Genomic DNA, 26,270 nt, shown 5'->3' with positions numbered 1-26,270 from the left:
TTCGTGTCATATCGGTAGAGGATCAGTCGAGCGTGCGCTCGACCTCTTCGCGCTCGAAAATCTCGATGACATCCTGCGGGCGGATATCGTCGTAATTCTCAAAGGCCATGCCGCATTCCTGACCAGACTGCACTTCGGCAACCTCGTCCTTGAAACGCTTGAGCGTCTTCAGCGTACCTTCGTGGATCACCACGTTGTCACGCAGCAAACGCACCCCGGCAGAGCGGCGCGCGACGCCTTCAGTGACCAGACAACCAGCAACCTTGCCGACGCCCGTAACTTTGAAGACTTCCTTGATCTCGGCATACCCGATGAAGTTCTCGCGGATTTCGGCGCTCAGCAGGCCGCTGGCGGCGGCTTTCACGTCGTCCACAAGGTCGTAGATCACCGAGTAATAGCGAATCTCGACACCCTTCTGGTTGGCAGTGTTCCGGGCGGAGGCGTTCGCACGCACGTTGAACCCGAAGACCGGCGCGCCAGAGGCTTCGGCCAGACCGATATCCGTCTCGGTGATCGCGCCCACACCGGAGTGGAGCACGCGCACGCGCACCTCGTCGTTGCCGATCTTTTCCATCGCCTGAACGATCGCCTCGGACGAACCTTGCACGTCTGCCTTCACGAGGATCGGCATTTCGGTGACGTTCTCGTCTTCCTTGGCTTTCGCCATCAGCTGCTCAAGAGAGGTCGCAGCACCAGCGGCGGCGCGTTTCTCTTTCGCGGCTTTCTCGCGATATTCGGCGATCTCGCGGGCTTGAGCTTCGGTGTCCACGACGTTCAGAACATCACCTGCTTCGGGCGTGCCATTCAGGCCAAGCACCTCAACCGGAACAGACGGACCAGCCTCATCAACACGGTCACCTTGATCGTTGATCAACGCGCGGACCTTGCCCCACTGCTCGCCCACGACGAAGATATCGCCCTTCTTGAGCGTGCCGTTTTGCACCAGAACCGTCGCAACGGGGCCGCGGCCCACGTCAAGCTGAGCCTCGATCACCGCACCCATGGCAGAGCGATTGGGGTTAGCTTTCAACTCCAGCAGTTCCGACTGCAGCGAGATCGCTTCGAGCAGTTGCTCAAGACCCGTGCCGTTGATGGCCGAAACCTCAACATCCTGCACTTCACCTGACATCTGCTCCACGATCACCTCGTGTTGCAGAAGGTCGGTGCGGACCTTGTTGGGGTCAGCGGCCGGGCGGTCGATCTTGTTGATCGCCACGATCATCGGCACTTGCGCCGCTTTCGCGTGGTTGATCGCCTCAATCGTCTGCGGCATCACCGCGTCATCCGCAGCTACAACAAGCACAACGATATCAGTCACTTGTGCACCACGTGCCCGCATCGACGTAAACGCCGCGTGGCCGGGTGTATCAAGGAAAGTCAGCTTCGTGCCGTCCTGGTCAACCTGATACGCACCAATGTGCTGCGTGATCCCGCCTGCCTCGCCAGAGACAACCTTCGCATTGCGGATCGCGTCCAGAAGCGAGGTTTTGCCGTGGTCAACGTGACCCATAACGGTGATGACCGGGGGCCGCGCTTCGAGGTCTTTCTCGTCGTCTTCAATCTGCGTGATGACATCCTCGACATCGGCATCCGAGACGCGCACGACCTTGTGGCCGAACTCTTCAATGATCAGCTCGGCAGTGTCGGCATCAATCGCCTGGTTCTGCGTCGCCATGATGCCGTTGGTCATCAGCGATTTGACGACATCAGCAACACGTTCCGCCATACGGTTGGCAAGCTCCTGAACCACGATAGATTCGGGCAGCTGCACATCGCGCACAACCTTTTCACGCTCGACCGTGCCACCCATCGCTTTCGCGCGGGCGCGGTCTTGCTTGCGCTTCATCGCCGCCATGGAGCGTTGCCGCCCACCTTCGCCACCAGACAGCGCCTGATTCAGCGTCAGTTTTCCAGAACGACGATTGTCTTCGCGTCCTTTGTTGCGGTTCGCCTTCTGAGGCTCTTCACGCGCAGGGGCCTTGCGAGCGGGTGCTGCAGCAGACTTGCCGCGCGGCGCGTCCTCGGCAGGGGGCGGAGCGGCGGCGGCCAGCTTGGCGGCCTCTTCCACTTCGCGCTTCTTACGCTCGTCTTCTTCGGCGCGGGCTTTGGCACGCTCGGCGCGCTCTTGCTCTTCACGCTCTTTGGCTTCCGCTTCCTCGCGGCGGCGGGCACGCTCTTCCGCGCGCTCTTTCTCAGCCGCTTCACGCTTGGCCGCGTCTTCGGCTTCGCGCGCCTTGGCGGCTTGCAGCGCCTTCAAGCGGCGGTCCATCTCGTTGTCGGAAATACCCGCAGGGCGCCGGGAGGGATCCCCCCCAACGGTCGGAGCTGGTGCATTTCCCGCACCCGGCTTGGGCACCACAACGCGTTTGCGTTTGGTTTCCACCACGACATTCTTCGTGCGTCCGTGGCTAAAGCTTTGCTTTACGTTGCCCGGACGGGCCCCGCCACGCAGACCAAGTGTCTTTTTGCCGTCGTCTTCGCTCATCTAGCAGTCTTACCTTTCCGGCGCAGTTCGCCGTCTTTCTCGCCGTCATAAATGGCGGCTGTCTCTCGGACGCCTTTCAGCTTTGAGGCTTCCTCTACAACACGTGTCGCGAGTCCACCAGCCGAGAGCGCGCTATGTATCACACTTTGCCGCCCAAATGCCAAACCCAATTCTGACGCAGTCAAAACGCCAAAATAGCGTCCGCCTTCGGGCGTCCACAATTTCGTCTTGCCCCGCTCCGAGCCGTCGCTGGCCTGAAGCAAAACCTTGGCACGCCCATCGGCGAGCATGCCTTTAACCTTCTCAAACCCACAGACCGCAGCACCGGATTTACGCGCCAACGCGACCAGATTGACCACGCGCGCAGCCAATTGCCGTTCGACCTGTTCCAGCAGATCGTCAGGCACCTGCACCGCTTGTTTGGCCCCACGGGCAAACAGGCCCTTCTTGATCGCGGTCTCTAACGCATCGCGATTGGCCGATACCCAGATACCGCGACCGGGCAGTTTCTCCAGAACGTCTGCCACGATCTGCGTGTCCGGGCCGACCACAAATCGGATCAGCCCGTCCTTTGGCTGGACCTCTCCCGTGGCGATGCATTTGCGCTCCGCCTCGCTTCGATCCTTATCGCGACCACCGCGACCCATCGCCAGACCCCGAGGCCTGCGATCAGGCCTCGGCCTCCTCGGTGGTTTCGCCGTCTGCTTCGGCTTCCGCCGCAGCCTGATCAGCGACCAGATCTTCGGGATCCACCCAGCCCAGCATAACCCGTGCGGTCATCACCATATTCTGAGCTTCTTCCAAAGAGACATCGAACTTTTCAAGCACGCCATCATCCTTGACACGCTGACCATCGACGGTCGTCCAGCCACCGGCCAGCTCCCAGTCGGCACAGGTCGCGAAGTCTTCCAGCGTTTTCACGCCATCTTCGGCCAATGCCTCTACCATTTGGGGAGAGAGCCCCTCGAATGCAATAAGGCTGTCCTCGACGCCCAGCGCTTTTGCGTTCTCAAGCGCCTTGGCGTTCTGGGCTTCCAGATGGTCGCGGGCACGGGCCTGCAATTCGCTGGCCGTGTCTTCGTCCACACCGTCGATGACCAGTAGTTCGTCCACCTCGACATAGGCCACTTCTTCAAGCGACGTGAAGCCTTCGGAGACCAGAAGCTGGGCGAAGAACTCGTCCAGATCGAGCGTATCCATGAACAGCTTGGTGCGCTGTTCAAACTCGGCCTGACGACGCGCGCTTTCTTCTTCCTCAGTCATGATGTCGATATCCAGACCGGTCAGCTGCGAGGCAAGACGCACGTTCTGACCACGGCGACCGATGGCGAGGCTCAGCTGCTCGTCCGGCACAACAACTTCAATGCGCTCGGCCTCTTCATCCAGAACCACCTTGGTCACCTCGGCAGGCTGCAACGCGTTCACGAGGAAGGTCGGCTGGTCTTCGTTCCACGGAATGATGTCGATCTTCTCGCCCTGAAGCTCGTTCACGACGGCCTGCACACGGCTACCACGCATACCAACGCAAGCACCGACAGGGTCAATCGAGCCATCATAGCTGATGACAGCGATCTTCGCGCGCGAGCCGGGGTCACGGGCCACCGCTTTGATCTCGATAATGCCGTCGTAAATCTCCGGCACTTCCATCTTGAAAAGCTCGGCCATGAATTCCGGCGCGGTGCGGCTCAGGAAAATCTGCGGGCCGCGCACTTCGCGGCGCACATCCTTGATGTAGCAGCGGATACGGTCGTTCGGGCGATAGCTTTCGCGGCCGATCTTTTCGTTGCGGCGCAGAACAGCTTCGCCGCTGCCCACATCGACGATAACATTGCCATACTCTTCGCGCTTGACCTGACCGTTGATGATCGTGCCGGCGCGGTCTTTGAACTCTTCGAACTGGCGATCGCGTTCTGCTTCGCGAACCTTCTGCAGGATGACCTGCTTGGCAGATTGCGCGGCGATACGGCCCATCTCAACCGGGGGAACTTCCTCAACGAAGGTGTCACCAACGGCAGGCGCATCCAGATATTGTTTGGCCTGCTCGACGGTCATTTCGGCCTGATAATTCTCAAGCTCTTCATCCTCGACCACAGTGCGCACGCGGGTAAAGGTCGCGCGACCGGTCTTGCGGTCGATGGACACGCGGATGTCCATTTCGCTGCCGTAACGCGACTTCGCCGCACGGGCGAGGCTTTCTTCCATCGCTTCGACCACCAGCGCGGGGTCGATCATCTTTTCACGGGCCACGGCCTCGGCAGTTTGGAGCAGTTCCAGCTGGTTTGCGGAAGTGATCGCCATTGTCAGTCCTCCTTGGACCCTTCGGTCTGGGTTTCTTCTTCGATTGCGTCGAAGTCGTCTTCATTCACGATGCCCGCGGCTTTGCGCTGCTTGAGCATCTCTTTAATCAGATCATCGGTCAGCACAAGTTTCGCGTCCGACAGCCAGTCAAACTGCAGACCGATGGTGCCTTCGGGGATGTTGATGAGAACCTCATCACCGTCGATCCCGGCCAGCTCGCCCTTGAAGCGGCGGCGTCCGTCGATCAGCTCGGTCGTTTCGATCTTGGCCTCATAGCCTTCCCACTGGTCAAAATCCTTGAGCCGGGTCAGGGGGCGGTCGATGCCGGGGCTGGAGACTTCAAGCGTGTAGGCGTCCAAAATCGGATCTTCGACGTCCAGCACAGCCGACACGGCCGTGCTGATCTGCGCACATTCATCAACCTCGATCGCGCCATCAGGGCGCTGCACCATCAGTTGCAGCGTGCTTTCCTTGCCGCTCATCAAACGGACGCGCACAAGCTCGAACCCCAGACCCTCGATCACGGGGGTCAGGATTTCGGCCATACGTTTGTCGATGGCGGCTTTGGCGATCAGATCAGACATTATCAGGTCTCGAGTAAGCACAAAAAAACGGGCGCGCGGCCCGTTACGATTTCCGGTGGAGCGTCAGGTTTGGACCCCAGCGCGCCGCTGTTGATCTGCATATACGGAGCCGCGACCGAGTCTGCAAGCCCTTAGGCGAACCACCACCGTTCTGCGATCCGGCTGCTATCCAGAGCCGCCAACGTGCCCAGCGTTTCGGGATGGGCCAATGTCTTGCGATGCGCGTCCACATAATCGGCGAAAGCCGGGATGACCTCGACGCCTTCCTCGGCAGTGATCCTTTGCATCTCTGCGTAAATCTCGCCGCGGCGCTTGCTGTCCGTCGTCGCGCGCGCTTCCTTCAAAAGCGCCTTGAAACGCGGAGTGTCAGGGTGCTTGAGCGTCGAGAACATCCAATCTTCGGTCATGCGCCCATCGCGGAACGACACGCGCGACAAATCCTTGAGCAGAAGTTTCGGCCCTTGCGAGGCGGGCACCTCGATCTCGGTATAATAGGTGTTGCCTGGCCCAATCGGGTGATCCTGCGCGACAGAGCCATACCCATGGAGCAGCTCGGTTACGATGCCTTCGCGGTCAATCTCTTGGCGCAGCACATCGCGCGGCGCGCCCATTTCTTCCGGGTCCAGCACCATATGACGCGTGCCGCGCGCGACGGAAAGGTCTATGTCATCACGCCCTTTGAGATAAGGAATAGCGTCAAACGGCACGTCTCCGACGGCGTCTACCTGATCCGTCAGCAAGGCTGTCATGCGTTCTGTGCTATCCGAAATCGGATGTAGCTCAACCGCGTCGAACCAGCCTGCCTTGCCATCCTTGTAATGACCCACGACACGTTCCAGCCGCAGGATACCGTCGTCTTTATGCGCAACGCGGTAAAGCCCGGTTCCGATGCCGCGCGTAATGGCCTCGCCCATTTGCCGTGCGGGATAGATCAGCATCTGCGGATCCGCGAGCAGGAACGGGAAATCAGCGTTCGGCTCTTCCAGCGTGATCCGCACTTTGCGGTCGCCCAGCTTTTGAATATCGGCCATCTGGCAGGCAAACGGGAGCGCCGCACCATCCTTGTCGCTTTTATAAAAAGCGAGGCTTTCGACAACGTCATCGGCGCCAAACGGACGCCCGTTGTGAAAGGTCACTCCAGAGCGCAGCGTGAACGTCCACACAGTCGCATCCGCAGAGCCTTCCCAGCTTTCCGCCAACTCACCGACCAGCTGGCCTTGCGCTGTGACCTCGGTCAGGCAATCAAACACGCAGCCCTGCGCTGCCACGCGCATTAACGGATCGAAGTGCCGGCGCGCATCCCACCTTTGAATGCCATCACTTTCCAGGCCTAATCGTAACGTACCGCCACGCTTGGGCTGCGCGTGCAAAGGCACACCTGTCGCCGCAAGCACACCAGCCAGCGCACCTGAGGTCAGAAGAGCCCGTCGGGAAATATGTCTGTGTTTCAAGCTCAAAAAGGGGTCCACCTGATTCGGACGGTCAGAGTAGCGGGCGAAAACACGCCGACCAAGAAAAAGTCGTTACAGACCAAGCCTCTCGGGCTTGTCACGCAAACTGTCCATCGTGCGGACCAACTCGGCACTGATCCCCGGCTCGGACAAAGCATGTCCCGCCTTTGGAACCATTTTCATTTCACAACGTGGCCAAGCCTTTGACAAGGCATAAGCGGAATGTGGCGGACAAATCATATCATATCGCCCTTGCACAATCTTGCCGGGAATATCCTTTAAAAGCGATGCGTTTTTAAGAATTTGTCCATCTTCTTCCAGAAAAGCCTTGTTCGTGAAGTAATGGTTCTCAAGCCGGGCAAAGGCGCGGGCGTAATCCGCAGGGCTTTCCCCGGTCGCGCCTGTGTTGTCGATAGAGGCCAGCGCGTTCTCCCACGCGGCCCAAGCGCGGCCATACCGTGTCTCCATCATCAGATCACCGGAAAAGAGCCGCCGGTTATAGGCCGCAATCATGTCGAACCGCTCGTCCTCGGGGATCAGATCGACGAAACGCTGCCACAGATCAGGCCAGAAGCCACCTGCGCCACCTTGATAGAACCAATCCAACTCGGCCTGCGTCGCCAGAAAGACGCCGCGCAACGCGAGATAGGCGGCACGGTCGGGATGGGTTTGCGCATAGACCAGCGCCAAGGTCGCACCCCAACTTCCGCCAAAAACGATCCAGCGGTCGATCTTAAGCACCTCGCGGATCGCTTCGATATCGCGAACCAGATGCCAGGTCGTGTTGTCCTTGATGCTCGCATGGGGTTTCGAGCGCCCGCATCCGCGCTGATCAAACAGAATGACGCGATAGGTTGCCGGATCAAAATAACGCCGCATTGCCGGGCTGCAGCCGCCACCGGGGCCACCATGCAGCACGATGACCGGAATGCCCTCCGGGTTGCCGCACTGCTCCATATAAATGCGATGGCCGTCGCCCACATCGAACATCCGTTGATCAAAGGGATCAATCGGAGGATACAGAAATTGAGCTGCGCTCTTTTGGCCAGAGAATTTGTCCATACTGTCCCTATATAACGCAGCAAATGGTTCTGCCATCCAGCACAGGAAAAAGAAACGTGACCCAGATGCAAAACACCGTGGATGCCTCGGAAGTCGCCAAATTTGAGGCGATGGCTGCCGAATGGTGGGATCCGAACGGGAAGTTCAAGCCTTTGCATATGCTCAATCCGTGTCGTCTGGATTACATCACGTCCCAAATCGCAGTCGAATTTGACCGCGATCTGGATGACGAGGCCCCATTTGCCGGGCTGCGCATTCTCGATATTGGCTGCGGTGGGGGCCTTCTGTCAGAACCGATGGCGCGTCTAGGCGCCACGGTCGTGGGCGCTGACGCGGCTGAGGGGAACATCCCCGTTGCGAAAGTGCACGCCGTCCAATCCGGGCTTGAGATCGACTATCGTCACACCACGGCCGAAGCGCTTGCCGAAGCGGGGGAGCAGTTTGATGTCGTGCTGAACATGGAGGTGGTCGAGCATGTCGCGGACCCGCTGGCCTATGTGACCGCATGCCAGATGCTCTTGAAGCCCGGCGGGCTGCACCTCTGCTCGACGCTGAACCGCAATCCCAAGAGCTTTATGGTCGCGATCATCGGGGCTGAGCATGTGATGCGCTGGCTGCCCAAAGGCACTCATGAATGGTCGAAGTTTATCACTCCGGACGAGCTGTTTGATCTGCTGACGAAAGCCGGGCTTGATCCGGTGGACCGCAAAGGTTTCGTCTTTAATCCTGTTGGCTGGACTTGGTCTCTGTCGGACCGTGACCTGAGCGTGAATTACGTGACGGCCAGCGTAAAGCCCTAGTCTTCGCCCGCCAGATTGTTCCGAAGCGCGCGCAAGACCGGCACCGTCGCGCGCACCTTCTCGGAGCCAAGATCGCGCACTGCATCGGCAATCAGTGGCGAGATAATATCAAGCGCGGCATCCCGCGCGGCCCGCCCAGACGGGCTGATCGCCACCATCTTGCGCCGCGCATCGTCCCAATCGGGGCGAATATGCACATAGCCTGCCCATTCCAGCTTGTTGAGCGTGTTGGTCATCGCCCCACGCGTCAGGTGAAAGGCTTTGGCAAGTTGAGCCGGCGAACGTTCCCCCCCCACATGCGCCAAATGGTTCAGCACCGAAAAATGCGACAGCTCCATACCCTTTGGCAGGACCCGCGAAATGCGGTTCCGCGTCAGTTGCTCTGCCATCAGAATCTCACTGAACAAGGCAATAGCCAGGGGATCGCTTTTGTCACTCATCATGGACCTGTAAAGGTGCGTGTATGGGTTAGGGACGGGATGCTGTTTCTTACCGCCTGTACCTGGGAAAAGTCTAGCGAGATCAGCGATATACCGGGCGCTTTACCGCCGTCGCACAATATTTCACCCCAAGGCGAGATTGCCAGCGAATGCCCGTAGGTTTCGCGCGCTTTGCCTGTGGTGGCGGCGTGGAGCCCTGTTTGGGCTGGGGCGAGAACGAAGCTGCCCGTCTCGATCGCGCGGGCTTTCAAAAGTGGCTCCCAATGAGCGGGGCCCGTGGCGGTTGAAAAGGCAGACGGAGCGGTGAGAACCTGCGCGCCGCTCTGCGCCAAGGCGCGGTAAAGATAAGGGAAGCGGATATCGTAGCAGATCGAGAGGCCAATTTTCGCGCCTTCTACCTCTGCAATCACCGCGGTCTCCCCTGGTCGATAGCCTTTCGATTCGCGATAAGTCTCTTTCTGGGACACGGTCACATCAAACATGTGCATTTTATCGTAGCGCGCGACGATTCCGCCATCGGGGCCGATCAGAAAAGACCGGTTGGCAAAGCGACCATCCGGGTCATCCGTCTTGAGCGCCAGCGAGCCGATCAGCAGCCAGATACCCAGCGCATCCGCCTGCGCGCGGAGCGCCGCCAGGGTCTGATCCTCGGCTTCGGTCTGCAGGACCTCCAGCTGATGCGCCCGCGAGGCAGAGACGCAATTTGTCACCTCAGGCGTCAGGACAAACTGCGCGCCGTCTCCGGCGGCTTCGGCGATAAAGTCTTGCGTGACGGGCAGGTTTTCAGAAGGCGTATCGCCCGAATTTAGCTGTATCAGAGCCGTTTTAAGCATCTACGCGGCAAGCAGGGCGTCCAATTTGCCAGCCCGCTCCAACGCGTAGAGGTCATCACATCCACCGACATGCACATCCCCGATGAAAATCTGCGGCACGGTCCGCCCACCATTGGCGCGCTTGATCATTTCGGGCTTCTTGGCTGGATCGCGCAGCACGTCGATCTCGGAAAAACTTGCACCCTTTTGCTTCAAGAGCCGCTTGGCCGCATGGCAAAAACCGCACAGAGGGGATGTGTAAATCTCAATCGGTTGCATCAAAAATGTCCTTTTCAGTCCCGCGCCCTTTTCCGGCGCGACCCTAGACATCTAGGTCTCTTTTGCAACGCGTGCCAGAACTGCGACATTAACGTTCGCCGCCCCGGCCCCATTCAACGCCTCGGCACAGGCTGCCAATGTGGCCCCAGAGGTCATGACATCGTCGATCAAAAGCACGTCCTTTCCGGCGACCTCGACCTCTTTACCACGCTGGACCTCAATGGTCCCGCTCAGCACCTCGAATCGCGCCTCGCGGGTCAGACCGTCCAGAGACCGGGTAACCGTTCGTCGCTCCAGCATGTCGGGGCGGTAGGGTGCGCCGGTCACTTGCGCCAAGGCGCGCGCCATCTCAGCCGATTGGTTATAGCGCCGATGGACGCGCCTACGCCAATGCAGCGGCACCGGGATGAGCAGGGTTTTATCAGAGATCAAGTCGCTTGCCGCCTGCGCCAGCCAACGGGCCGCAGGCGGCGCAAGGTCGGTCCTGTCACCATGTTTCAAGGCCAAAACCAACTTGCGCCCCGTCTCCGAATAAAGAAACGCAGCGCGCCCGCGGGTCCATGGTCGGGCGATAACCATGCAATCATCGCAGAGAACCTCTTCGGTTTCTTCGCCGGGTAAAGGCACACCGCAGCAATCGCAGACCAGCCCGGTAATGAAATGCGCGCCCTGCCAGCAATCGGCACAAAGCGCATGCTCTTGCTCAACCAGCGCATCGCAGGTCAGGCATTGCGGCGGATATAACAGGCGCAACACGCTTTGCATCATGTCAGGTCCCTTCTACATAGCTTGGCATGACCAATGCCCCGATCCTCACCGACAGAGCCGCGCTTCTCAAACACCGCGCCCGCGTGCAAAACCCGGATGATCTGTTCCTGCATGCACAGGCGGCAGATGAGCTCCATGAAAGACTGCAAGAGGTTAACAGGACGTTTACCAATATCGCCGTGGTCACCGGTTTTCCGCAGTTTTGGGAAGATCAGATGCCCGGCGCGCGCATCATTGCAGACACCGAGACGCTCGATCTGCAAGTCGGCACGTATGATCTGGTGATCCACGCGATGGCGTTGCATTGGGCGAACGATCCGGTGGGCCAGCTTGTGCAATGCCGCCGTGCGTTGAAACCAGACGGGCTTTTTCTTGGTGTCTGTCTTGGGGGTCAGACCCTGAACGAGCTGCGCAGCGTGCTTGCGCAGGCCGAGACTGCGTTGCGCGGCGGTCTGTCACCGCGCGTCGCACCGATGGGAGAGGTCCGCGATCTTGGTGGCCTTCTGCAACGCGCGGGCCTCGCGCTTCCTGTTGCCGATACGACGCCTGTGCGCGTGTCCTATGAGTCTGCCCTGCATCTGATGCAGGACTTGCGGCGCATGGGCGAGACGAACGCCCTTGCGATGCGCGATCGCGCGCCCCTACGTCGCGACGTTCTGTTAGAGGCCCAGCGCCTTTATCAAACCCATTTCCCCGCCGAGAATGATCGGATTACCGCCACATTCGAGCTGATTTTCCTGTCGGGCTGGTCCCCGGATGACAGCCAGCAAAAGCCTTTGCGCCCCGGATCGGCACAGTACCGCTTGGCCGAAGCCCTGGGAACGGTCGAAATCCCCGCAGATGATCCGCCTGAGTCATCCAAATGATTGACGACCCCGTATAACTAATTAACTGCACACTTATATTCTTATCTGATATCGGAACTTCATGATGCTTGATGCCAAATCCAGCGCGGCCTTGACCGACCTTGCTCCGATGGAGGCGAAATGCCCCATCCATGCAGATGCGGACCACCCCAAAGTGCCACCCGCGCGCACGGGCATCCTGCTGGCCAATCTCGGCACGCCGGATAATTACGACTATTGGTCCATGCGCCGGTATCTGAACGAGTTTCTGTCGGACCGCCGCGTGATCGACTATTCGCCCTGGATCTGGCAGCCGCTTTTGCAGCTTATCATCCTGACCAAGCGCCCGTTTTCATCCGGTGCTGCGTATAAATCGATCTGGAACCACGAAGCGGGGGAAAGCCCGCTGATGACGATCACCAAGGATCAGACCGCCAAAATCAAAGAGGCGATGCATGACCGCTATGGCGATCAGGTCATGGTCGATTTCTGCATGCGCTATGGCAATCCATCGACCAAATCCAAGGTGCGTGCGATGCGTGAAGCCGGGTGCCAGCGCATTCTGTTTTTCCCGCTTTATCCGCATTATGCAGGGGCCACCTCGGCCACGGCGAATGACGAATTTTTCCGCTCGCTCACCCATGAAAAATGGCAGCCTGCCGTGCGCACCGTGCCTGCCTATTTCGACAATCCGAAATACATCGACGCGCTCGCCCAATCCATTGAGCGGACTTATGCCGAGATGGACAGCAAACCCGATATTCTGGTCTGCTCCTATCACGGTGTTCCCAAGCGCTATCTGATGGAGGGCGATCCCTATCACTGCCAATGCCAGAAAACGACGCGCCTTTTGAAAGAGCGTCTGGGCTGGGCGGATACCGAGATCAAGACAACCTTCCAAAGCCGGTTTGGCCCCGAAGAATGGCTGAAACCCTATACTGTCGAAGAGGTCGCGCGCCTTGCAGAAGAGGGCAAGAAGAAGATCGCCGTCTGCGCGCCTGCCTTCTCAGCCGATTGCATCGAAACGCTGGAAGAGATCAACGAAGAGATCAAAGAGAGCTTTGAGGAAGCTGGCGGCGAAGAATTTACCTATATTCCCTGCCTCAACGACGATGACGCACATATCGAAGCGCTTTCGTCAGTGATTGACGACAATCTGGCAGGCTGGCTGAGCCGGGGCTGAACGCCGAACCCAACATGCAGACAAGAAAAAAGGCGGTGAATTGCTCCACCGCCTTTTTAATTTGTATGTAACTAAACTTAGTTGGACGCAGCAGCGGCCAGAACGGCCAGCAGCAGCAGACCGATGATAACACCACCGGACGAAGTGCCGGACTGCTCTTCAACGATAACTTCGGGCTCCACGATGGGATCCGACATTGCACCTGCATAAGCGGTGGAAGCAGCAGCGGTAAACGCAGCGGCGAGAACAAGTTTCTTCATGTTAACCTCCAGATATTGCCTGAGCACGTTGTTCATTGAGGACGTGCAGGCACCCAAGACTGTACCTCGTAAAGTCTTCTAAGCAGGAAGTTTTGCCAAATGCAAACGCATCTTGGCCATCTTCCTGCCCAGAACACAGAGATGTCGTCAAATAAGCAACACTTGCGTGCCGACGCCGGTCAGCGCGTAAAGCTCTTGGATATGCTCGTTGTAGAGGCCAATGCATCCGTTCGAAGACCGACGCCCGATCTTGCGCGTGTCATGCGTGCCGTGGATCCGGTAATAGGTCCAGGACAGGTAAAGCGCATGGGTGCCAAGTGGGTTATCGGGGCCCGGACCAACGAAGTCAGGCCATTCGGGATTACGCTTCTTCATCGACGGTGTCGGACGCCAACTGGGGCCTTCGACCTTGCGCACAACACTGGTGCGGCCAGTCCGGGTCAGATCATCGGTCAGCGGCACCGATGTCGGGTAAAGCTTATAAATCGACTGATCCTCGGACCAGTAATGCAGCGCCCGAGAGGTCGTGTCCACAAGGCAGGCCCCACCTCTGAGATTGCTGAAATAGGGGCGCCAATCCAGCGACCGGAACGACGAGATGTTGCGGCGCACGATCTCGACCGGCTCTTCCATCTGCGTGGTGTTTTCGGTTTGCGCAACTGCCGGAACGGCCCCGGCACCCAGAGCGGCAGCGCTGGTCGCGAGGAATGCGCGGCGGTCAAATGACTTAGCCATCAGATAACTCCATCTTCACGGTTAATTGATGCAGACATATGACCGGAAAGCCGCAGTCGCAAATCAAAGAAGCGTTAGATCGCCGATTTCAAATGAAACCGGGTTTGATCTGCAACGGCCTTGCGATAGGGATTGCCGGAAACTTCGGTCAGGTGGGCAAATGTTGCGTCTTACACTTATTTTGGTCTCGTCTCTTTTTGTGCTGTCAGCATGCACACCCCCCAGCGGGACGTCAGTCGGTGCACAGGACCGGCGCGGAAACTTCAAGATTACCGCACGCGAAAGCAATCGTATCCAGTTCCGCGTTCTCGATTCGATCAATGTGATCCGCCAGAACGCAAATGTCGGCCCCGTCGAGCTGAACGCCCAGCTTAACGCCGCCGCTGCAACCCATGCCCGCGATATGTCCGTGCAAAACCGCCCGTGGCACTTTGGCTCTGACGGGTCGTCACCTTTGGACCGTGTCCGCCGCGTCGGCTACACCGGTGCGCTGGTCGGCGAGAATATCTCGGAGACCTATGAAAGCGATCTCGACACGCTGGCCGCCTGGATGCAGCAACCCGATACCCGTCGCACGATCGTCGATCCCAACGCACGCGATCTTGGCTTTGCCTGGTTCCAAGAGCCTAACGGCAAAATCTGGTGGACACTCGTGATGGGCAATCCGGGACGTTCCGCGCCTGTGGTCACACCCAATCCACCCGCAAATCAAGGCCCGTCCGCACGCGGTTAAGGTAGAATGGTGATCGGCGTTCCGTTCGGCACCATCGCGTAGATATCTTCCATCTCTTTGTCGGTAACCGCGATACAACCCCAGGTCCAATCGGATCTGGGGTTTTTAATTTCGGGGCCACGTCCGTGGATGAAAATGTCGCCACCAGGCTTTTCACCCAGCAAGAACGCCTCGAGGCGATCTTCGGCATTCGGGTAGTCGATCCCGATTGACAGGTGGAACCGGCTGTTGGGATTGCGGCGATCAATCGTGTAGTTGCCCTCGGGCGTCTTGCCGTCGCCTTCGATCTTCTTGTCACCTTCCGGCGCAAAACCAAGATCGAAATTATACTTCTTCAGAATCGTATCATTATGCATGAGGAACATCTCACGCCGTTCTTTATAAACGAAGATCCGCGTCACTTCAGGACCGTTGTAGGTCTTGAACTTAGAAGGTGCGCACGCGGCAAGCATGACCAACACCGTCATCACAAGGATGAGTTTCAAAAAGCGCATTATCTGCCCGTGCCCATATGTTCTTTGTTTTGCCTTTCGCATACAGCAAAACAAGGCGCGGGACTAGGATTTATCCAACCGCTTTTCGATCGCTTCAAGCCGCGCCAGGACCTTGTCACGATAGGCATCCGTGCGCTCGTTTTCCTCAACCGCGTGGGCATCCTGCATCGAGTTCACAATCAAACCGACCAGCAAGTTCACCACAGCGAAGGTCGTCACCATGATGAATGGCACAAAGAACAACCAGGCGTGGGGGTAGACCTCCATCACCGGGCGCACGATGCCCATCGACCAGCTTTCCAGCGTCATGATTTGGAACAGCGAATAAGCCGACGCCCCCAAGCTGCCGAACCATTCGGGGAATTGGTTTCCAAACAGCTTGGTCGCCATAACGGCGCCGATGTAAAAGATGATGCCCATCAACAAAAAGACCGACCCCATGCCGGGCAGGGCGGTCACAAACCCTTCGACCACCCGGCGCAAGCGTGGCGCTGCCGAGATAACCCGCAACACCCGCAAGATGCGGAGTGCCCGCAGGACCGAGAAGCCTTGCGTGGCAGGCACCAATGATACCGCGACAATCGCGAAATCGAAAAGGTTCCAGCCTGACCTGAAGAAACGCCCGCCATAGGCGATCAGCTTCAGGACCAGCTCGACCACGAAAATGCCAAGGCAGAGTTTATCCAACGCAAGAATCAGCGGTCCGAATGACGCCATCAGCGGCTTGGATGTCTCCATCCCCAACAGGACCGCGTTGAACAGAATCACGCCGATGATCCCGTTGCGCACGACGGGACGTTCCAAAAAGGCTTCAAGTTGTGCGCGCATTATGGACGTCCCTCGTTTTTCCTTAGACGCTCATATCGGTGCGGGTGAAGCTGGCTGCAAGCTCCACATGGGGGGACCAGCGGAATTGATCGACGACTGTGACCCAATTCAGGCGATATCCGCCATCGACGAGTATTTTCGCATCACGGGCAAAAGTCACCGGATTGCACGACACAAACGCAATTTGCGCCACTTTAGAGCCGGTTAAGTGCTCTGACTGGGCTTCAGCGCCGGCGCGCGGTGGGTCGATCACGACCGCATCAAACGAAGCCAGCTCTTCGGCGTCCAAGGGACGGCGATAGAGATCACGCGTCTCAGTCGTCACTTTCTTGAGCCCTTGGGACATCCGCCAACCCGCATCCAGTGCTTCCATCATGTCAGGCACAGCTTCAATGGCATGAACCGGCGCACGACGGGCGAGGGGTAGCGCGAATGTCCCGCAGCCTGCAAAGAGATCAAGGATAGACTTCGCGCCTTTCGTGGCCTCTTCGACGGCGGCCAGCAAAGTTTCCTCGCCATGTTTGGTCGCTTGCAGGAATGCACCCGGCGGCGGCGTGATGCTTACATCGCCAAACTGTTGCGTCGGCGCGGCAAGGGTCAGCAGTAGCTCGCCATGCCAGCTAAGCCGCGCCAACTGCGCCTCTTGCGCGAACCGCGCCATGTCAAAGCGCAGCGCATCGGTCATTTCTTTCGCGCCATCGACGGCCAGATCTAGCCCGGCCTCTGCTGCGGTGACGGTATAAGACACCTCCCCCTTGCGCGACGCGATCTGGACCGTCAGCGTCTCTAACACAGGCAAAAGCGCCAGAATCCGTGGGCTCAGCACAGTGCAATCCGGCACGGGTGTCAGCGTATCAGAGCCGCGCGCATGAAAGCCCACAATCGCGCCTTTCTTGGTGCGCCGCCCGGAGAGCTTGGCCCGCCGCCGCGCATTGGGTGGAGAGGTTGCGATCCCCCGTATCTCTGCCTCTAGACTCTTTGCGGCCAAAGCCGTCCGCACAACACCGACCTTCCAGTCCGAGACAAAGGCGTCATCCGCATGCTGCAAGGCGCAGCCGCCGCAAGCGTTGTAGTGGCGGCAGGGCGCTTTGACGCGATGCTCGGACGGGGTGACGATTTTGGGTGCCCCCAAAACGCCGTCTTTCACCACGCCATCAACGACCTCACCCGGCAAGGTGCGCGGCACAAAGACCGGGCCATCCGCGATGCCGTCGCCCAGATGGCCCAATCGCACAATCTCAAGGGTCATTCTGCTGCCTCTTTCGCCGTGATGAAGCCCCCTGATTGCCGCTCCCAATAGCGCGCGTAAAGCCCTTCTTGCGCGAGCAGCGTCTCATGTGTGCCTTCTTCGACAATGCGGCCCTGATCCAGCACAATAATGCGGTCCATCTGGCTGAGCGTGGAGAGACGGTGCGCGATGGCCAGTACGGTCTTGCCTTCCATCACCCGCTCCAAGGCGGCCTGAATCGCGGCCTCGACCTCGCTATCGAGCGCGCTTGTCGCCTCGTCCAGCACCAGAACAGGCGCGTCTTTGAGGATAGCGCGGGCGAGGGCAATCCGCTGACGTTGCCCGCCTGACAACTTCACACCGCGCTCGCCCAGATGCGCGTCATAGCCGGGACGCCCCAGATGATCCTTCAGCGTTTCAATAAAGCCATGCGCTTCGGCGCGCTTTGCGGCTGAAACGACCTCCTCCATATCCGCATCGGGACGACCGTAAAGAATGTTGTCGCGGGCCGAGCGGTTGAACATCGCCGTCTCTTGCGTGACCATCCCAATATTGTGGCGCAGATCATGCTGTGACAGCGACCGCACATCATGGCCATCCAGCAGAACAGCGCCTTTTTCGGTGTCATAGAGCCGCAAAAGCAGTGCCACCAAGGTCGATTTCCCGGCGCCAGAGGCACCAACAATCCCCAACTTCTCTCCCGGTGCAATCTTGAGGGAAACACCAGAAAGCCCGCCTGCATCGCCCCCATAGGCAAAATCCACATCGCGAAATTCGATGGCGCCTTCGGCATCTTCCAGCACGGCAGGCGCGTCCGGGTCGGTCAGCTCATGGGGCGGTGTAAGCGTGCGCATCCCATCCTCAACCTCGCCAATATTTGCGTAAATGCCCAGCAGCGTGAAACTAACCCACCCGGTCATCTGCGCCAGCCGGATTGAGATGGCACCCGCCGCCGCGATGTCCCCTGCGCTTGCCTGCCCGATAGACCAGAAATGCAGCGAGGTGCCGACCAGCAGCACGGGCAACGTCCCGGCCAGGGCAATTAGCGACAGCCGGAACTTGGCCGAGAAGATACCCTGAGCGATGGATTTGTCGCGGAAGTTCGCCATCGCGCCCAGCGCGGCTTGGTCTTCGTGATCGTCATGGGCAAAGAGTTTCACCGTTTTGATATTCGTGACCGTATCCACGATCTGGCCTGTCACGACCGCCCGCGCACCGGCACGCGCTGCCGACAGCACCCGGATGCGCGGCATGAACCAAGCAATCAGACCGATATAGAAGACCAACCAGACAACTAGGATCAGCGACACGGTGGAGTTGACGGACGTCAACAAAACCGCCGACCCGATGAGCGAGGCCAGTGCGAAGGCCATGACGTTGATACATTCGACGGCCACGTCCGACATTGCCCGCGCGCATTGCATCTGCTTTTGTGCGATGCGCCCCGCGAAATCATTGTCGAAAAACCCGACCGATTGACCGAGCGTCCAACGATGCAGGCGGGAGTTCACCAGCGGAACCAGATTGGAAGCGACGACAACATTGCTCATCAAAGCGCCCACCCCAGCCCAGAGCGGACGCAGAAACAGGAAGAAGAAAAGCGCCCAAAGAAGAAGGCTGCGGTTGTCTGCAAAGACCGTTTCCGGCTGCGCACTAAGCGCCGCATCCACCACCCAACCGAGGAAAAGCGCGCTGACAACCTCCAGCACCCCGGTCACGGAAGAGACAACCGCGGCCAGCCCCATCACAGGCCAAGCCCCGGAAAGGCCCCACCGGAAAAAGCGCAAAAGCGTGCGCGGCGGCGGCCCTTCGGATGGCTGAAAGGCATCAATCCAATCGTAGATTTTCATTCAGCGGCCTGCGTGTTTATGAAGCCGCCCGATTGCCGCTGCCAGAACGCGTCATAAAGCCCCCGCTTGGCCAGAAGCGTTTCGTGATCGCCTTCTTCAACGATTTTGCCGTCATCCAGCACCAGAATGCGGTCCATCTGGGAAATCGTCGACAAACGGTGCGCGATGGCGATGACGGTTTTGCCTTCCATCATACCATAAAGCGTCTTCTGAATTTCCGCCTCGACCTCGCTATCCAGCGCGCTCGTTGCCTCATCCAGCAAAAGGATCGGCGCGTCTTTCAGAATGGCGCGGGCCAGTGTGATCCGCTGGCGTTGCCCCCCGGAAAGCTTCACACCGCGTTCCCCGACATGGGCGTCATAGCCTTTGCGGCCTTTCTGATCTTCCAGATCAAGAATGAACTCATGCGCTTCCGCCTGCCGCGCCGCTTTCAGCATCTCGTCTTCGGTCGCATCGGGACGCCCGTACAAGATATTGTCGCGCACCGACCGATGCAGCAGCGCACTTTCCTGCTGAACAGTGCCGATGACCGTCCGCAAGCTGTCCTGTTGCACGGTCGCAATGTCCTGACCGTCGATCAGAACGCGCCCGCTATCGGGGTCATAAAACCGCAAAAGCAGTTTGATCAGGGTCGATTTTCCAGCACCGGAGCGCCCGATCAACCCGATTTTTTCGCCCGGCTTAATCGTCAGCGTCAGGCGGTCCAGCCCACCTTCGCCACGACCATAATGATGGGACAGATCGACCAGCTCGATCTGACCTTTCTTGAACTCCAACGGCCTTGCCGCAGGCGCGTCGACAAGCGTGATCGGTTGGGCAATCGTCTCCATCCCTTCGGCGACAATGCCGAGGTTACGGAAGAACGAGGACAGCGCCCACATGATCCAACCAGTCATGGCGTTCAGCCGCAGCGTCAGCGCTGTGGCCGCCGCGATCACCCCGACAGACGCATTGCCCAGCGTCCAAAGCGCGATGGCCCAACCGACCACCCCCACGATCAGCAGACCGTTGAGCGTGACCAGCGAGATGTCCATGATCGTGTAAATCCGCATCTCTTTCTGGAAGGTGGTGCGGGTCTGCTCAATCGCTTCATAGGCATAGTCGATCTCGCGATCATGATGCGCAAACATCTTGACGGCGTGGATGTTGGTGTAGCTGTCGACAACGCGGCCAGTCACTTCTGACCGTGCCTCGGATGCGGCTTTGGACGCTGACTCGATCCGGCTGATGGTCCAACGCACCAACAGCGCGTAAAGGCCGAACCAGATCACCAAAGGCACTGCCAAACGCGGATCGGCGTTCATCAACAGGATCGCAGCGCCTATGAAATACGCCAGCGCAAAAGAGATCGCGTCGAAAATCTGGAAGATCGCTTCGCCCGCAGCAGGGGGCGTTTGCATGATGCGGTTCGCGATGCGCCCGGCAAAGTCATTCTCAAACCAGCCGACCGATTGGCGCAGCACATGGCGATGGGCGCGCCACCGGACCAAAGTGCCGAAATTCGGCAAAATCGCATTGTTCAGCAAAAGCACATCCAGCGCTTGCAGGGCAGGCCGCAGGACCAGAATGGCGATGGCAATTAGGATCAGCTCAAGCCCATATTCCGACCAGAAGTCGGCGGGCGTCGTCTGTCCCAGAAGATCAACGATACGCCCCATATAGAAGATCAGCGCGACCTCGACAGCGGCCACAACGACCGACATCAGGCCCGCGCAAACGAATACTTTTTTGAAGGGTTTGCAGTAGTCGCGCAGGAACGGCCACAGCCGCGTGGGCGGCGTGTTGGTCTCCTCATACGGGGTATAAGGATCGACAAGCTGTTCAAAAAAACGAAGCACGGGGGAGCGGCCTATTCGGTTACTCCCATCATATAGACCTATTATGGCGACAAGAAAACCAACGGTGCGAAAGCGGCCAGTAAGAGCGCCATAACGCGCATGAAGAGGCGCCAAGCGGTTGGGTTTGTCAGAAGGTAGGCAAGCAACGCGCCGGTCGTGCTCCAGAAAAGGCAGACGAACAGGTTGATGCCCGAAAATACGCTGGCAAGGCGGGCGGCAGCAACCAAGGGTTCAGCGGTTGTGACATAGGCCATAGCACTAAGGGCAACAGCCCAAACCTTGGGATTCACCCATTGGAAAAATACCGCCTCGATAAAGGTAAACGGCTTATCCTGAGTGGGGTCCGCCTGCGCCGCGCGGGCATTCCACAGCTTCCACGCCATATAGAGAATCCACAGGCTGGCGAGCGTTTTCAGCGCAATGGTCAGCGCCGGTTGGGCAAGCAGCAAAGCGCCGACACCATACCCGGTCAGCCCTGATGTGACACCAACCCCGAAAGCAACGCCCAGCACATGGGGCAGGGTGCGCTGAAAGCCAAACCGTGCCGCCGACGCTGTGATAAGGATTACGTTGGGGCCCGGCGAAAAGAGGCCAAAGAAGACAAAAAGAAGAAGGGGATCAAAGGTCATTTGGCTTCTTGCGGTAAGTTAGAGACGCATGAGGTCTGATTTGCTGAGCGTGAAGTCAGAGGCGATCCACGCCTCCTCCATCTCTTTCAAACGTTTGCCCAGCGCAGCGCCCTGATAGGCAGGCATCAGATCAGCGGCTTTGATTGGGAAAGATCGCGTCGCGCTTTTTTCTGCTTTGGCGCAGTCATCCGGATTGACCGGTTGCTCGAAAAACGCGGCGCGCAAATGCAGCGCGCCGACGGCATCCACCGCGCCAAGCCGGTAGCCCAATGCGCCGGGCGTCTGCGTAGAGGTCGCCGCATCGCGCAACACCTCAACCCGACGCGCATCGCTTTTGGACAAGCGCAGATACGCGGCAGGGGCCTCACCGCCCAGCGCAGCCAGCCGCAGAATCGGGTCAATTGGGTGGGTGGCGATCACCAGAAACGACGCTTTCGGATCACTGCCGGGAAGAACCTGCGCCAGCACACCGCTTTGCTGCATCGCTCCAAGACTTGGCCCCGGATCAGGGGCGGCCAGCAGCTTGAGCATCTCTGCCCCAATCCGCTCTTTCGAGATATCGGCTAGCCCGTCAGCCAAAGCGGCACAGGCGCTCAAACCGTCAGGATCAAAGCCGCCCGCAGGATCGGCATACCACGCGTGAAACCGGAAGAACCGGAGGATGCGCAGATAATCCTCGCGGATGCGCTGGGCGGCATCATCTATGAACCGCAGCTTGCCCGCTTGCAGATCAGGTAGTCCATTCAGCGGATCAACGACCCGACCATCACTATCTGCATAAAGCGCGTTCATCGTGAAATCGCGACGCCGCGCATCCTGTGTCAGGTCATCGGTAAAGGCGACCGTGGCGTGGCGGCCATCCGTGTCGATGTCCTTGCGGAATGTCGTAATTTCGAATGGGACGCCATCTGCGATTACGGTAACGGTACCGTGCTCAAGGCCGGTAGGAATGGCTTTCAAACCGGACGCGTCGGACAGCGCCAAAACCGCGTTCGGCAAAGCATCTGTCGCGATATCCAGATCGGTCACTTGCGCCTCAAGCAACGCATTACGCACACAGCCACCGACGAAATAGGCTTGATGGCCGCCATCGCGCAGAAGTGTCATGACCTTCCGAGCCGGAGGGCTTAGCACCCAATCCGCGTTGATGCGGGTCATAGCGCCATCGGACCGGCGAGCGATCGCAAGATCCGCGCGGTCGCGCCCCAGATGTAGTAGGGGCCGTAAGGCACCGCGAAATAGCGGCGACGGACCCCACGCCAGCGACGCCCCTCGATCAGATAATTGGCCGGGTCAAGAACGTGAGGCAGCGGCACCGTGAAGACCTCTGCCACCTCTCCGGGTTCGGCCATAGGTGTAAAATCGTCTCTAATCAGGCCCAAAACAGGCTGCACCTTGAAGCTGGTCACCGTCTCGTGCACAGGCAGATCGCCAAAGATCTCAACGTGAGTGGGGGGCAGAGCAATCTCTTCCCGAGCTTCGCGCAGGGCAGTGGCATGCAGACTGTCATCGCCGTCGTCCCGCTTGCCACCGGGAAAGGCGATCTGGCCCGGATGATGCTTCATTCCAGAGGCGCGTTTGGTCAGGATCAGATGCAAACCATCAACGCGCTCCCAGATCGGGATCAGCACAGCAGCATCACGCAGCTTGCGCCCCTCGGGCAAGACAACGTCAGGGTTCAGATCGTAATCGGACGACCGCGCCAAAGGATTGGCCACGGTCGTCCGGAGCTGGTCGATCAGATCAGGCGCGTGCACCAGAAGTTCCAGCTTCGAAGCCGAGCGTATCTGGATCGAACTCATAATGCGCACCGCAAAACTGGCAATCCGCGGTGACTTTGCCCTCATCCGTCGTCATGTGGGCGATATCCTTGGCGGAATAAATCGACAGGCTTTGCCGCACACGGTCCGGCGCGCAAGTGCAGCCAAACTCCACCGGCTGCTCTGCATAAACACGCGGCTGTTCCTCATGAAAGAGGCGCAGCAACAGATCATTCGGATGCACGCTCGGGCCGATCAACTCAAGCTCTTCGACGGTGTCGAGCAGGATGTTCGCACGCCCCCAGTTTTCTTGAGCGTCGTCATCCAGAACGTCGCTGGCATTCAGCAAACCACCTTCGCCACTGCCCCCTTCACCCGCCGCAAACGGCGAGGCTTTGGGCATATGCTGCAACATCACGCCACCGGCACGCCAACTGCTTTCGCCGCCAGGCGTTTGGGATTGGCCGAAGGTCAGCTCAAACCGGGTTGGAAGCTGCTCGGACTGGGCGAAATATGTCTCGGCGCAAGCCTTGATCGAACCGCCTGCGATGGGCGTGATGCCTTGATAGGGCGTCATACCTTTGCCCTGATCAATCAGGATCGCGAAATAGCCTTTGCCGATCTGTGGGAAGGCTTCACCCGCTGGGTCAAGCCGTTCATCATCGAAACTGGCATAGGCGCGTAGTTGGGCAGGCTTCCCCTCGGCCGTTGGGCCATAATAATCGGTCGCGATCAGGCGCGCCGCGCCATCGCCGCGCACTTGCAGGGACAGCTTCCAACGCAGGTCAATCGTCTGGCCGATCAGCGCAGTCAGCAACGTCATTTCCGCCACCAGCGCTTCAATCGCAGGCGGGTAGTCATGTTGTGACAACACAGCGTCCAACACGCCATCAAGGCGTGCGACGCGACCGCGAATATCGGCGCGGTCAAGCTGGAAGGGCAGGACGGTGTCGTCCATAGCAAAGGGGCTTATCTGTGACATGGGGGTTTCCTAAAACGCCACTGATTGGCATACCGCGTCCATATAGGCGCGGCAAGACTGCGTCCAAGGGAAGGCAGCTATGATGAGACGGCATGGCGAGCGGGTCGTGAACGGTAAGCGCTATCGGATGCGCCCCGGTGCATATGCGATTTTACCCCTGGAAACACGTATCTTGCTGACCCACCAAGCCGCGCCTGTGCCAGAGTTTCAACTACCCGGTGGCGGCATTGATCCCGGCGAAGGGCCGATTGAGGCGCTGCACCGCGAAGTATTCGAGGAAACCGGTTGGCGGATCGCAAACCCACGCAAGCTGGGCGCATATCGGCTCTTTACCTTCATGCCCGAATACCAGATTTGGGCCGAGAAAGTGTGCCACATCTATGTCGCGCGCCCAGTTCGCCCCCATGGACCGCCGCAAGAAGAAGGTCACAGCGCGACGCTTATAGATGCAGGTCTGGCTTTGGATTTGGTCGCCAGCGATGGCGATCGTGCATTTCTTGCGAGCTTTTTAGAGGTTTAGCCCCTCTTTGAATTCAAACAGTATGCCCGAGATATCGTCCGCCATAACCTGACCTCCTGCAAATTCGCTCAGATCCCACATCAGCGCCTCCATGAACGCTTGGCCTTTCAATTGGTGATTGCGCCTCAAAAGTGCCTCGACGCCATCATCATCCAATCCATGACCGTTTTGATCAGCACATTCGATCACGCCGTCGGATAGAACGACAAGCCGGTCACCTTCGCACATGGTGAAAGCGACGTTTTCAAACTGGGCAGAGGGCAGAAGGCCGACAGGCAATCCACCATCCCCGATTGCTGAGATCGTACCGTCTTTATGATGCAGAAGCGGATGGGGATGCCCTGCTTGGCAAAGCATCCCTTGGCCTGTCACCAGATCGAAATGCGCAAGCACGATTGTGAAGTAATGCTCTGTCTCGACCTCGCGTTGGATCATTGTGTTCAGATCAGACACCGCATCCGCAGGTGCACGCGGGGCGTACTGATGCTTTCCAATCTTCGATAAAGCGATGTTCTGCTCAGGCGCTGCGGCAGACAATTGCCCCGCCAGCCGCGCGGTCAGCAAGGCCGATGACACCCCGTGGCCCGAGACGTCGATCGAGTAGAAGCCAACCGATCGTTCATTGATCGGGAAGAAGCCGACAAGATCGCCGCCCACATGGCCACTGGGTTTGAGCAGCAGGGATATGTCAGCGTTGTCCAGCTCAAAAAAGCGCTGCGGCACCAGTGATTGCTGGAGCTTGCGTGCTTCCAACAGATCATTGTCGAGAACCGAATAAAGCTCTTTCAATTCATCAAGGGAGGCCACCAAAAGGGAGTTCTTTTCGGTCAGGCTGCGCTGCATATCGACTATACGGTCGCCGGCGCGGATGCGGGCCAGAATCTCTGCCGGGGTAAATGGTTTCGTCAGAAAATCATCAGCCCCGGCGTCCAGCCCTTTGGCGATATCGGCCTTTTCGGCCTTTGAGGTGAGCAGGATAAAATATCCATACCCCTCCCTCTCAATGCCGCGAAAGGCGCGGCAAAACTCCAGCCCATCCATCCCGGGCATCATCCAGTCGCTAATGACCAGATCAACGCTCTGGCTTTGGCACAGATCAAGCGCCGCTTGCCCGGAGGCCGCTTCGATCACGTCAAACCCGCTGCGCTGCAAGGATTTCGACAGCAACTTGCGCTGCCCGGCGCTGTCATCAACCACCAATATAGTCTGCACGGCCCGTTCACTGGGATCCGTCAGTTCTGTGATCTGAAGGTTGCTGTTTCGCAATGACGACACGTCAATCTATCCCATTAGGTTGAGCAGAGAGTGTCTTGAGGTGGCTTAACAGGCGGTAAATGCTCTAATTGGAGTTTCTAAAATTCGATCTTCAACTCCATGTTTACCTCTGCGCGGCACAGTCCTGCCCA

Annotated in this window: 27 protein-coding genes; 5 read left to right on the top strand and 22 right to left on the bottom strand. The window is 58.6% G+C overall.

Annotated features, from left to right (window positions below; genetic code table 11):
* Nucleotides 1-22: 22 nt before the first annotated feature.
* The 6 genes from infB to pip form a co-directional block, all read right to left on the bottom strand.
* Nucleotides 23-2,485, bottom strand: coding sequence for a translation initiation factor IF-2 (infB, locus tag KUW67_RS05735; protein ID WP_224824313.1), 2,463 nt, complete (start codon nt 2,483-2,485; stop codon nt 23-25).
* Nucleotides 2,482-3,132 carry an RNA-binding protein gene (locus KUW67_RS05730; protein ID WP_224824312.1) on the bottom strand — a complete coding sequence of 217 codons (651 nt, stop codon included), beginning with the start codon at nt 3,130-3,132 and terminating at the stop codon, nt 2,482-2,484. Before KUW67_RS05730 ends, infB begins: the two co-directional genes overlap by 4 nt.
* A 22-nt stretch (nt 3,133-3,154) precedes the next feature.
* On the bottom strand, nt 3,155-4,783 hold the full coding sequence (nusA, locus tag KUW67_RS05725) for a transcription termination factor NusA (RefSeq protein ID WP_224824311.1): 1,629 nt from the start codon (nt 4,781-4,783) through the stop codon (nt 3,155-3,157).
* A gap of 2 nt (nt 4,784-4,785) precedes the next feature.
* Nucleotides 4,786-5,367 (bottom strand): ribosome maturation factor RimP, encoded by a 582-nt coding sequence (gene rimP, locus KUW67_RS05720; RefSeq protein WP_255596706.1) that lies wholly within the window; start codon nt 5,365-5,367, stop codon nt 4,786-4,788.
* Nucleotides 5,368-5,498: 131 nt separating this feature from the next.
* Nucleotides 5,499-6,641 carry an ABC transporter substrate-binding protein gene (locus tag KUW67_RS05715; RefSeq protein WP_224824310.1) on the bottom strand — a complete coding sequence of 381 codons (1,143 nt, stop codon included), beginning with the start codon at nt 6,639-6,641 and terminating at the stop codon, nt 5,499-5,501.
* 249 nt (nt 6,642-6,890) lie between these two features.
* Nucleotides 6,891-7,880, bottom strand: a complete 990-nt coding sequence (pip, locus tag KUW67_RS05710; RefSeq protein ID WP_224824309.1) for a prolyl aminopeptidase — start codon at nt 7,878-7,880, stop codon at nt 6,891-6,893.
* A gap of 65 nt (nt 7,881-7,945) precedes the next feature.
* Between pip and ubiG the strand changes: the two genes are divergently transcribed.
* Entirely contained in the window at nt 7,946-8,680 is a 735-nt protein-coding gene (gene ubiG, locus KUW67_RS05705; RefSeq protein ID WP_370634920.1) for a bifunctional 2-polyprenyl-6-hydroxyphenol methylase/3-demethylubiquinol 3-O-methyltransferase UbiG, read from the top strand.
* Here the strand turns inward: ubiG and KUW67_RS05700 are convergent.
* Genes KUW67_RS05700 through KUW67_RS05685 form a run of 4 tightly spaced genes read right to left on the bottom strand, consistent with a single transcriptional unit; the run spans nt 8,677 to nt 10,976 of the window.
* Nucleotides 8,677-9,120 (bottom strand): MarR family winged helix-turn-helix transcriptional regulator, encoded by a 444-nt coding sequence (locus tag KUW67_RS05700; RefSeq protein ID WP_224824307.1) that lies wholly within the window; start codon nt 9,118-9,120, stop codon nt 8,677-8,679. The two genes, ubiG and KUW67_RS05700, sit on opposite strands and share 4 nt — an antisense overlap.
* Nucleotides 9,120-9,953 (bottom strand): carbon-nitrogen hydrolase family protein, encoded by an 834-nt coding sequence (locus KUW67_RS05695; RefSeq protein ID WP_224824306.1) that lies wholly within the window; start codon nt 9,951-9,953, stop codon nt 9,120-9,122. The genes KUW67_RS05700 and KUW67_RS05695 overlap by 1 nt, the downstream gene beginning before the upstream one ends.
* Entirely contained in the window at nt 9,954-10,211 is a 258-nt protein-coding gene (gene grxC, locus KUW67_RS05690) for a glutaredoxin 3 (RefSeq protein WP_224824305.1), read from the bottom strand.
* A gap of 51 nt (nt 10,212-10,262) precedes the next feature.
* Nucleotides 10,263-10,976 carry a double zinc ribbon domain-containing protein gene (locus tag KUW67_RS05685; protein WP_370634919.1) on the bottom strand — a complete coding sequence of 238 codons (714 nt, stop codon included), beginning with the start codon at nt 10,974-10,976 and terminating at the stop codon, nt 10,263-10,265.
* Between the two features lie 29 nt (nt 10,977-11,005).
* Between KUW67_RS05685 and KUW67_RS05680 the strand changes: the two genes are divergently transcribed.
* Entirely contained in the window at nt 11,006-11,845 is an 840-nt protein-coding gene (locus tag KUW67_RS05680; protein WP_224824303.1) for a methyltransferase domain-containing protein, read from the top strand.
* Nucleotides 11,846-11,909: 64 nt separating this feature from the next.
* The gene (gene hemH, locus KUW67_RS05675; RefSeq protein WP_370634918.1) at nt 11,910-13,007 is read left to right on the top strand and encodes a ferrochelatase; all 1,098 of its coding nucleotides are present in this window, start codon (nt 11,910-11,912) and stop codon (nt 13,005-13,007) included.
* 77 nt (nt 13,008-13,084) lie between these two features.
* Here hemH and KUW67_RS05670 read toward each other — a convergent pair whose 3' ends face one another.
* The gene (locus tag KUW67_RS05670; protein ID WP_224824302.1) at nt 13,085-13,267 is read right to left on the bottom strand and encodes a hypothetical protein; all 183 of its coding nucleotides are present in this window, start codon (nt 13,265-13,267) and stop codon (nt 13,085-13,087) included.
* A gap of 147 nt (nt 13,268-13,414) precedes the next feature.
* Complete coding sequence (locus KUW67_RS05665; protein WP_224824301.1) at nt 13,415-14,002, bottom strand: L,D-transpeptidase; 588 nt, start codon at nt 14,000-14,002, stop codon at nt 13,415-13,417.
* Between the two features lie 160 nt (nt 14,003-14,162).
* Here KUW67_RS05665 and KUW67_RS05660 point away from each other — a divergent pair, with 160 nt between their 5' ends.
* Nucleotides 14,163-14,735 (top strand): CAP domain-containing protein, encoded by a 573-nt coding sequence (locus KUW67_RS05660; RefSeq protein ID WP_224824300.1) that lies wholly within the window; start codon nt 14,163-14,165, stop codon nt 14,733-14,735.
* Here the strand turns inward: KUW67_RS05660 and KUW67_RS05655 are convergent.
* The 9 genes from KUW67_RS05655 to KUW67_RS05615 all read right to left on the bottom strand — a co-directional run bounded on the left by KUW67_RS05655 (nt 14,732) and on the right by KUW67_RS05615 (nt 24,344).
* Nucleotides 14,732-15,229, bottom strand: coding sequence for a murein L,D-transpeptidase family protein (locus KUW67_RS05655; RefSeq protein WP_224824299.1), 498 nt, complete (start codon nt 15,227-15,229; stop codon nt 14,732-14,734). The genes KUW67_RS05660 and KUW67_RS05655 overlap by 4 nt on opposite strands.
* Before the next feature lie 63 nt (nt 15,230-15,292).
* Nucleotides 15,293-16,057 (bottom strand): ion transporter, encoded by a 765-nt coding sequence (locus KUW67_RS05650; RefSeq protein ID WP_224824298.1) that lies wholly within the window; start codon nt 16,055-16,057, stop codon nt 15,293-15,295.
* 22 nt (nt 16,058-16,079) lie between these two features.
* Nucleotides 16,080-17,306 (bottom strand): class I SAM-dependent RNA methyltransferase, encoded by a 1,227-nt coding sequence (locus KUW67_RS05645; protein WP_224824297.1) that lies wholly within the window; start codon nt 17,304-17,306, stop codon nt 16,080-16,082.
* Nucleotides 17,303-19,135 (bottom strand): ABC transporter ATP-binding protein, encoded by a 1,833-nt coding sequence (locus tag KUW67_RS05640; RefSeq protein WP_224824296.1) that lies wholly within the window; start codon nt 19,133-19,135, stop codon nt 17,303-17,305. Before KUW67_RS05640 ends, KUW67_RS05645 begins: the two co-directional genes overlap by 4 nt.
* Nucleotides 19,132-20,973 (bottom strand): ABC transporter ATP-binding protein, encoded by a 1,842-nt coding sequence (locus tag KUW67_RS05635; protein ID WP_224824295.1) that lies wholly within the window; start codon nt 20,971-20,973, stop codon nt 19,132-19,134. Before KUW67_RS05635 ends, KUW67_RS05640 begins: the two co-directional genes overlap by 4 nt.
* A 41-nt stretch (nt 20,974-21,014) precedes the next feature.
* Complete coding sequence (locus tag KUW67_RS05630) at nt 21,015-21,602, bottom strand: LysE family translocator (RefSeq protein ID WP_224824294.1); 588 nt, start codon at nt 21,600-21,602, stop codon at nt 21,015-21,017.
* Between the two features lie 18 nt (nt 21,603-21,620).
* Entirely contained in the window at nt 21,621-22,760 is a 1,140-nt protein-coding gene (locus KUW67_RS05625; protein ID WP_224824293.1) for a CCA tRNA nucleotidyltransferase, read from the bottom strand.
* Entirely contained in the window at nt 22,757-23,404 is a 648-nt protein-coding gene (locus KUW67_RS05620) for a CoA pyrophosphatase (RefSeq protein ID WP_224824292.1), read from the bottom strand. Before KUW67_RS05620 ends, KUW67_RS05625 begins: the two co-directional genes overlap by 4 nt.
* A complete protein-coding gene (locus tag KUW67_RS05615; protein WP_224824291.1) occupies nt 23,346-24,344 on the bottom strand; it encodes an Hsp33 family molecular chaperone HslO in 999 nt (332 codons plus the stop codon). The genes KUW67_RS05620 and KUW67_RS05615 overlap by 59 nt, the downstream gene beginning before the upstream one ends.
* A gap of 79 nt (nt 24,345-24,423) precedes the next feature.
* Between KUW67_RS05615 and KUW67_RS05610 the strand changes: the two genes are divergently transcribed.
* On the top strand, nt 24,424-24,864 hold the full coding sequence (locus KUW67_RS05610) for an NUDIX domain-containing protein (RefSeq protein WP_224824290.1): 441 nt from the start codon (nt 24,424-24,426) through the stop codon (nt 24,862-24,864).
* On the opposite strand, the gene KUW67_RS05605 is transcribed toward KUW67_RS05610, so the two are convergent.
* Nucleotides 24,853-26,139: a PP2C family protein-serine/threonine phosphatase gene (locus KUW67_RS05605; protein WP_370634911.1), complete on the bottom strand. Its 1,287-nt coding sequence runs from the start codon at nt 26,137-26,139 to the stop codon at nt 24,853-24,855. The genes KUW67_RS05610 and KUW67_RS05605 overlap by 12 nt on opposite strands.
* Between the last annotated feature and the right edge of the window lie 131 nt (nt 26,140-26,270).

Origin of the sequence: Cognatishimia sp. MH4019 (genome assembly GCF_020177595.1) — a bacterium.
In the GTDB taxonomy this organism is placed as follows: Bacteria; Pseudomonadota; Alphaproteobacteria; order Rhodobacterales; family Rhodobacteraceae; genus JAHTBL01.
The sequence above is the reverse complement of the archived record's forward strand: the minus strand, read 5'-3'. Positions and strand labels throughout refer to the sequence as shown.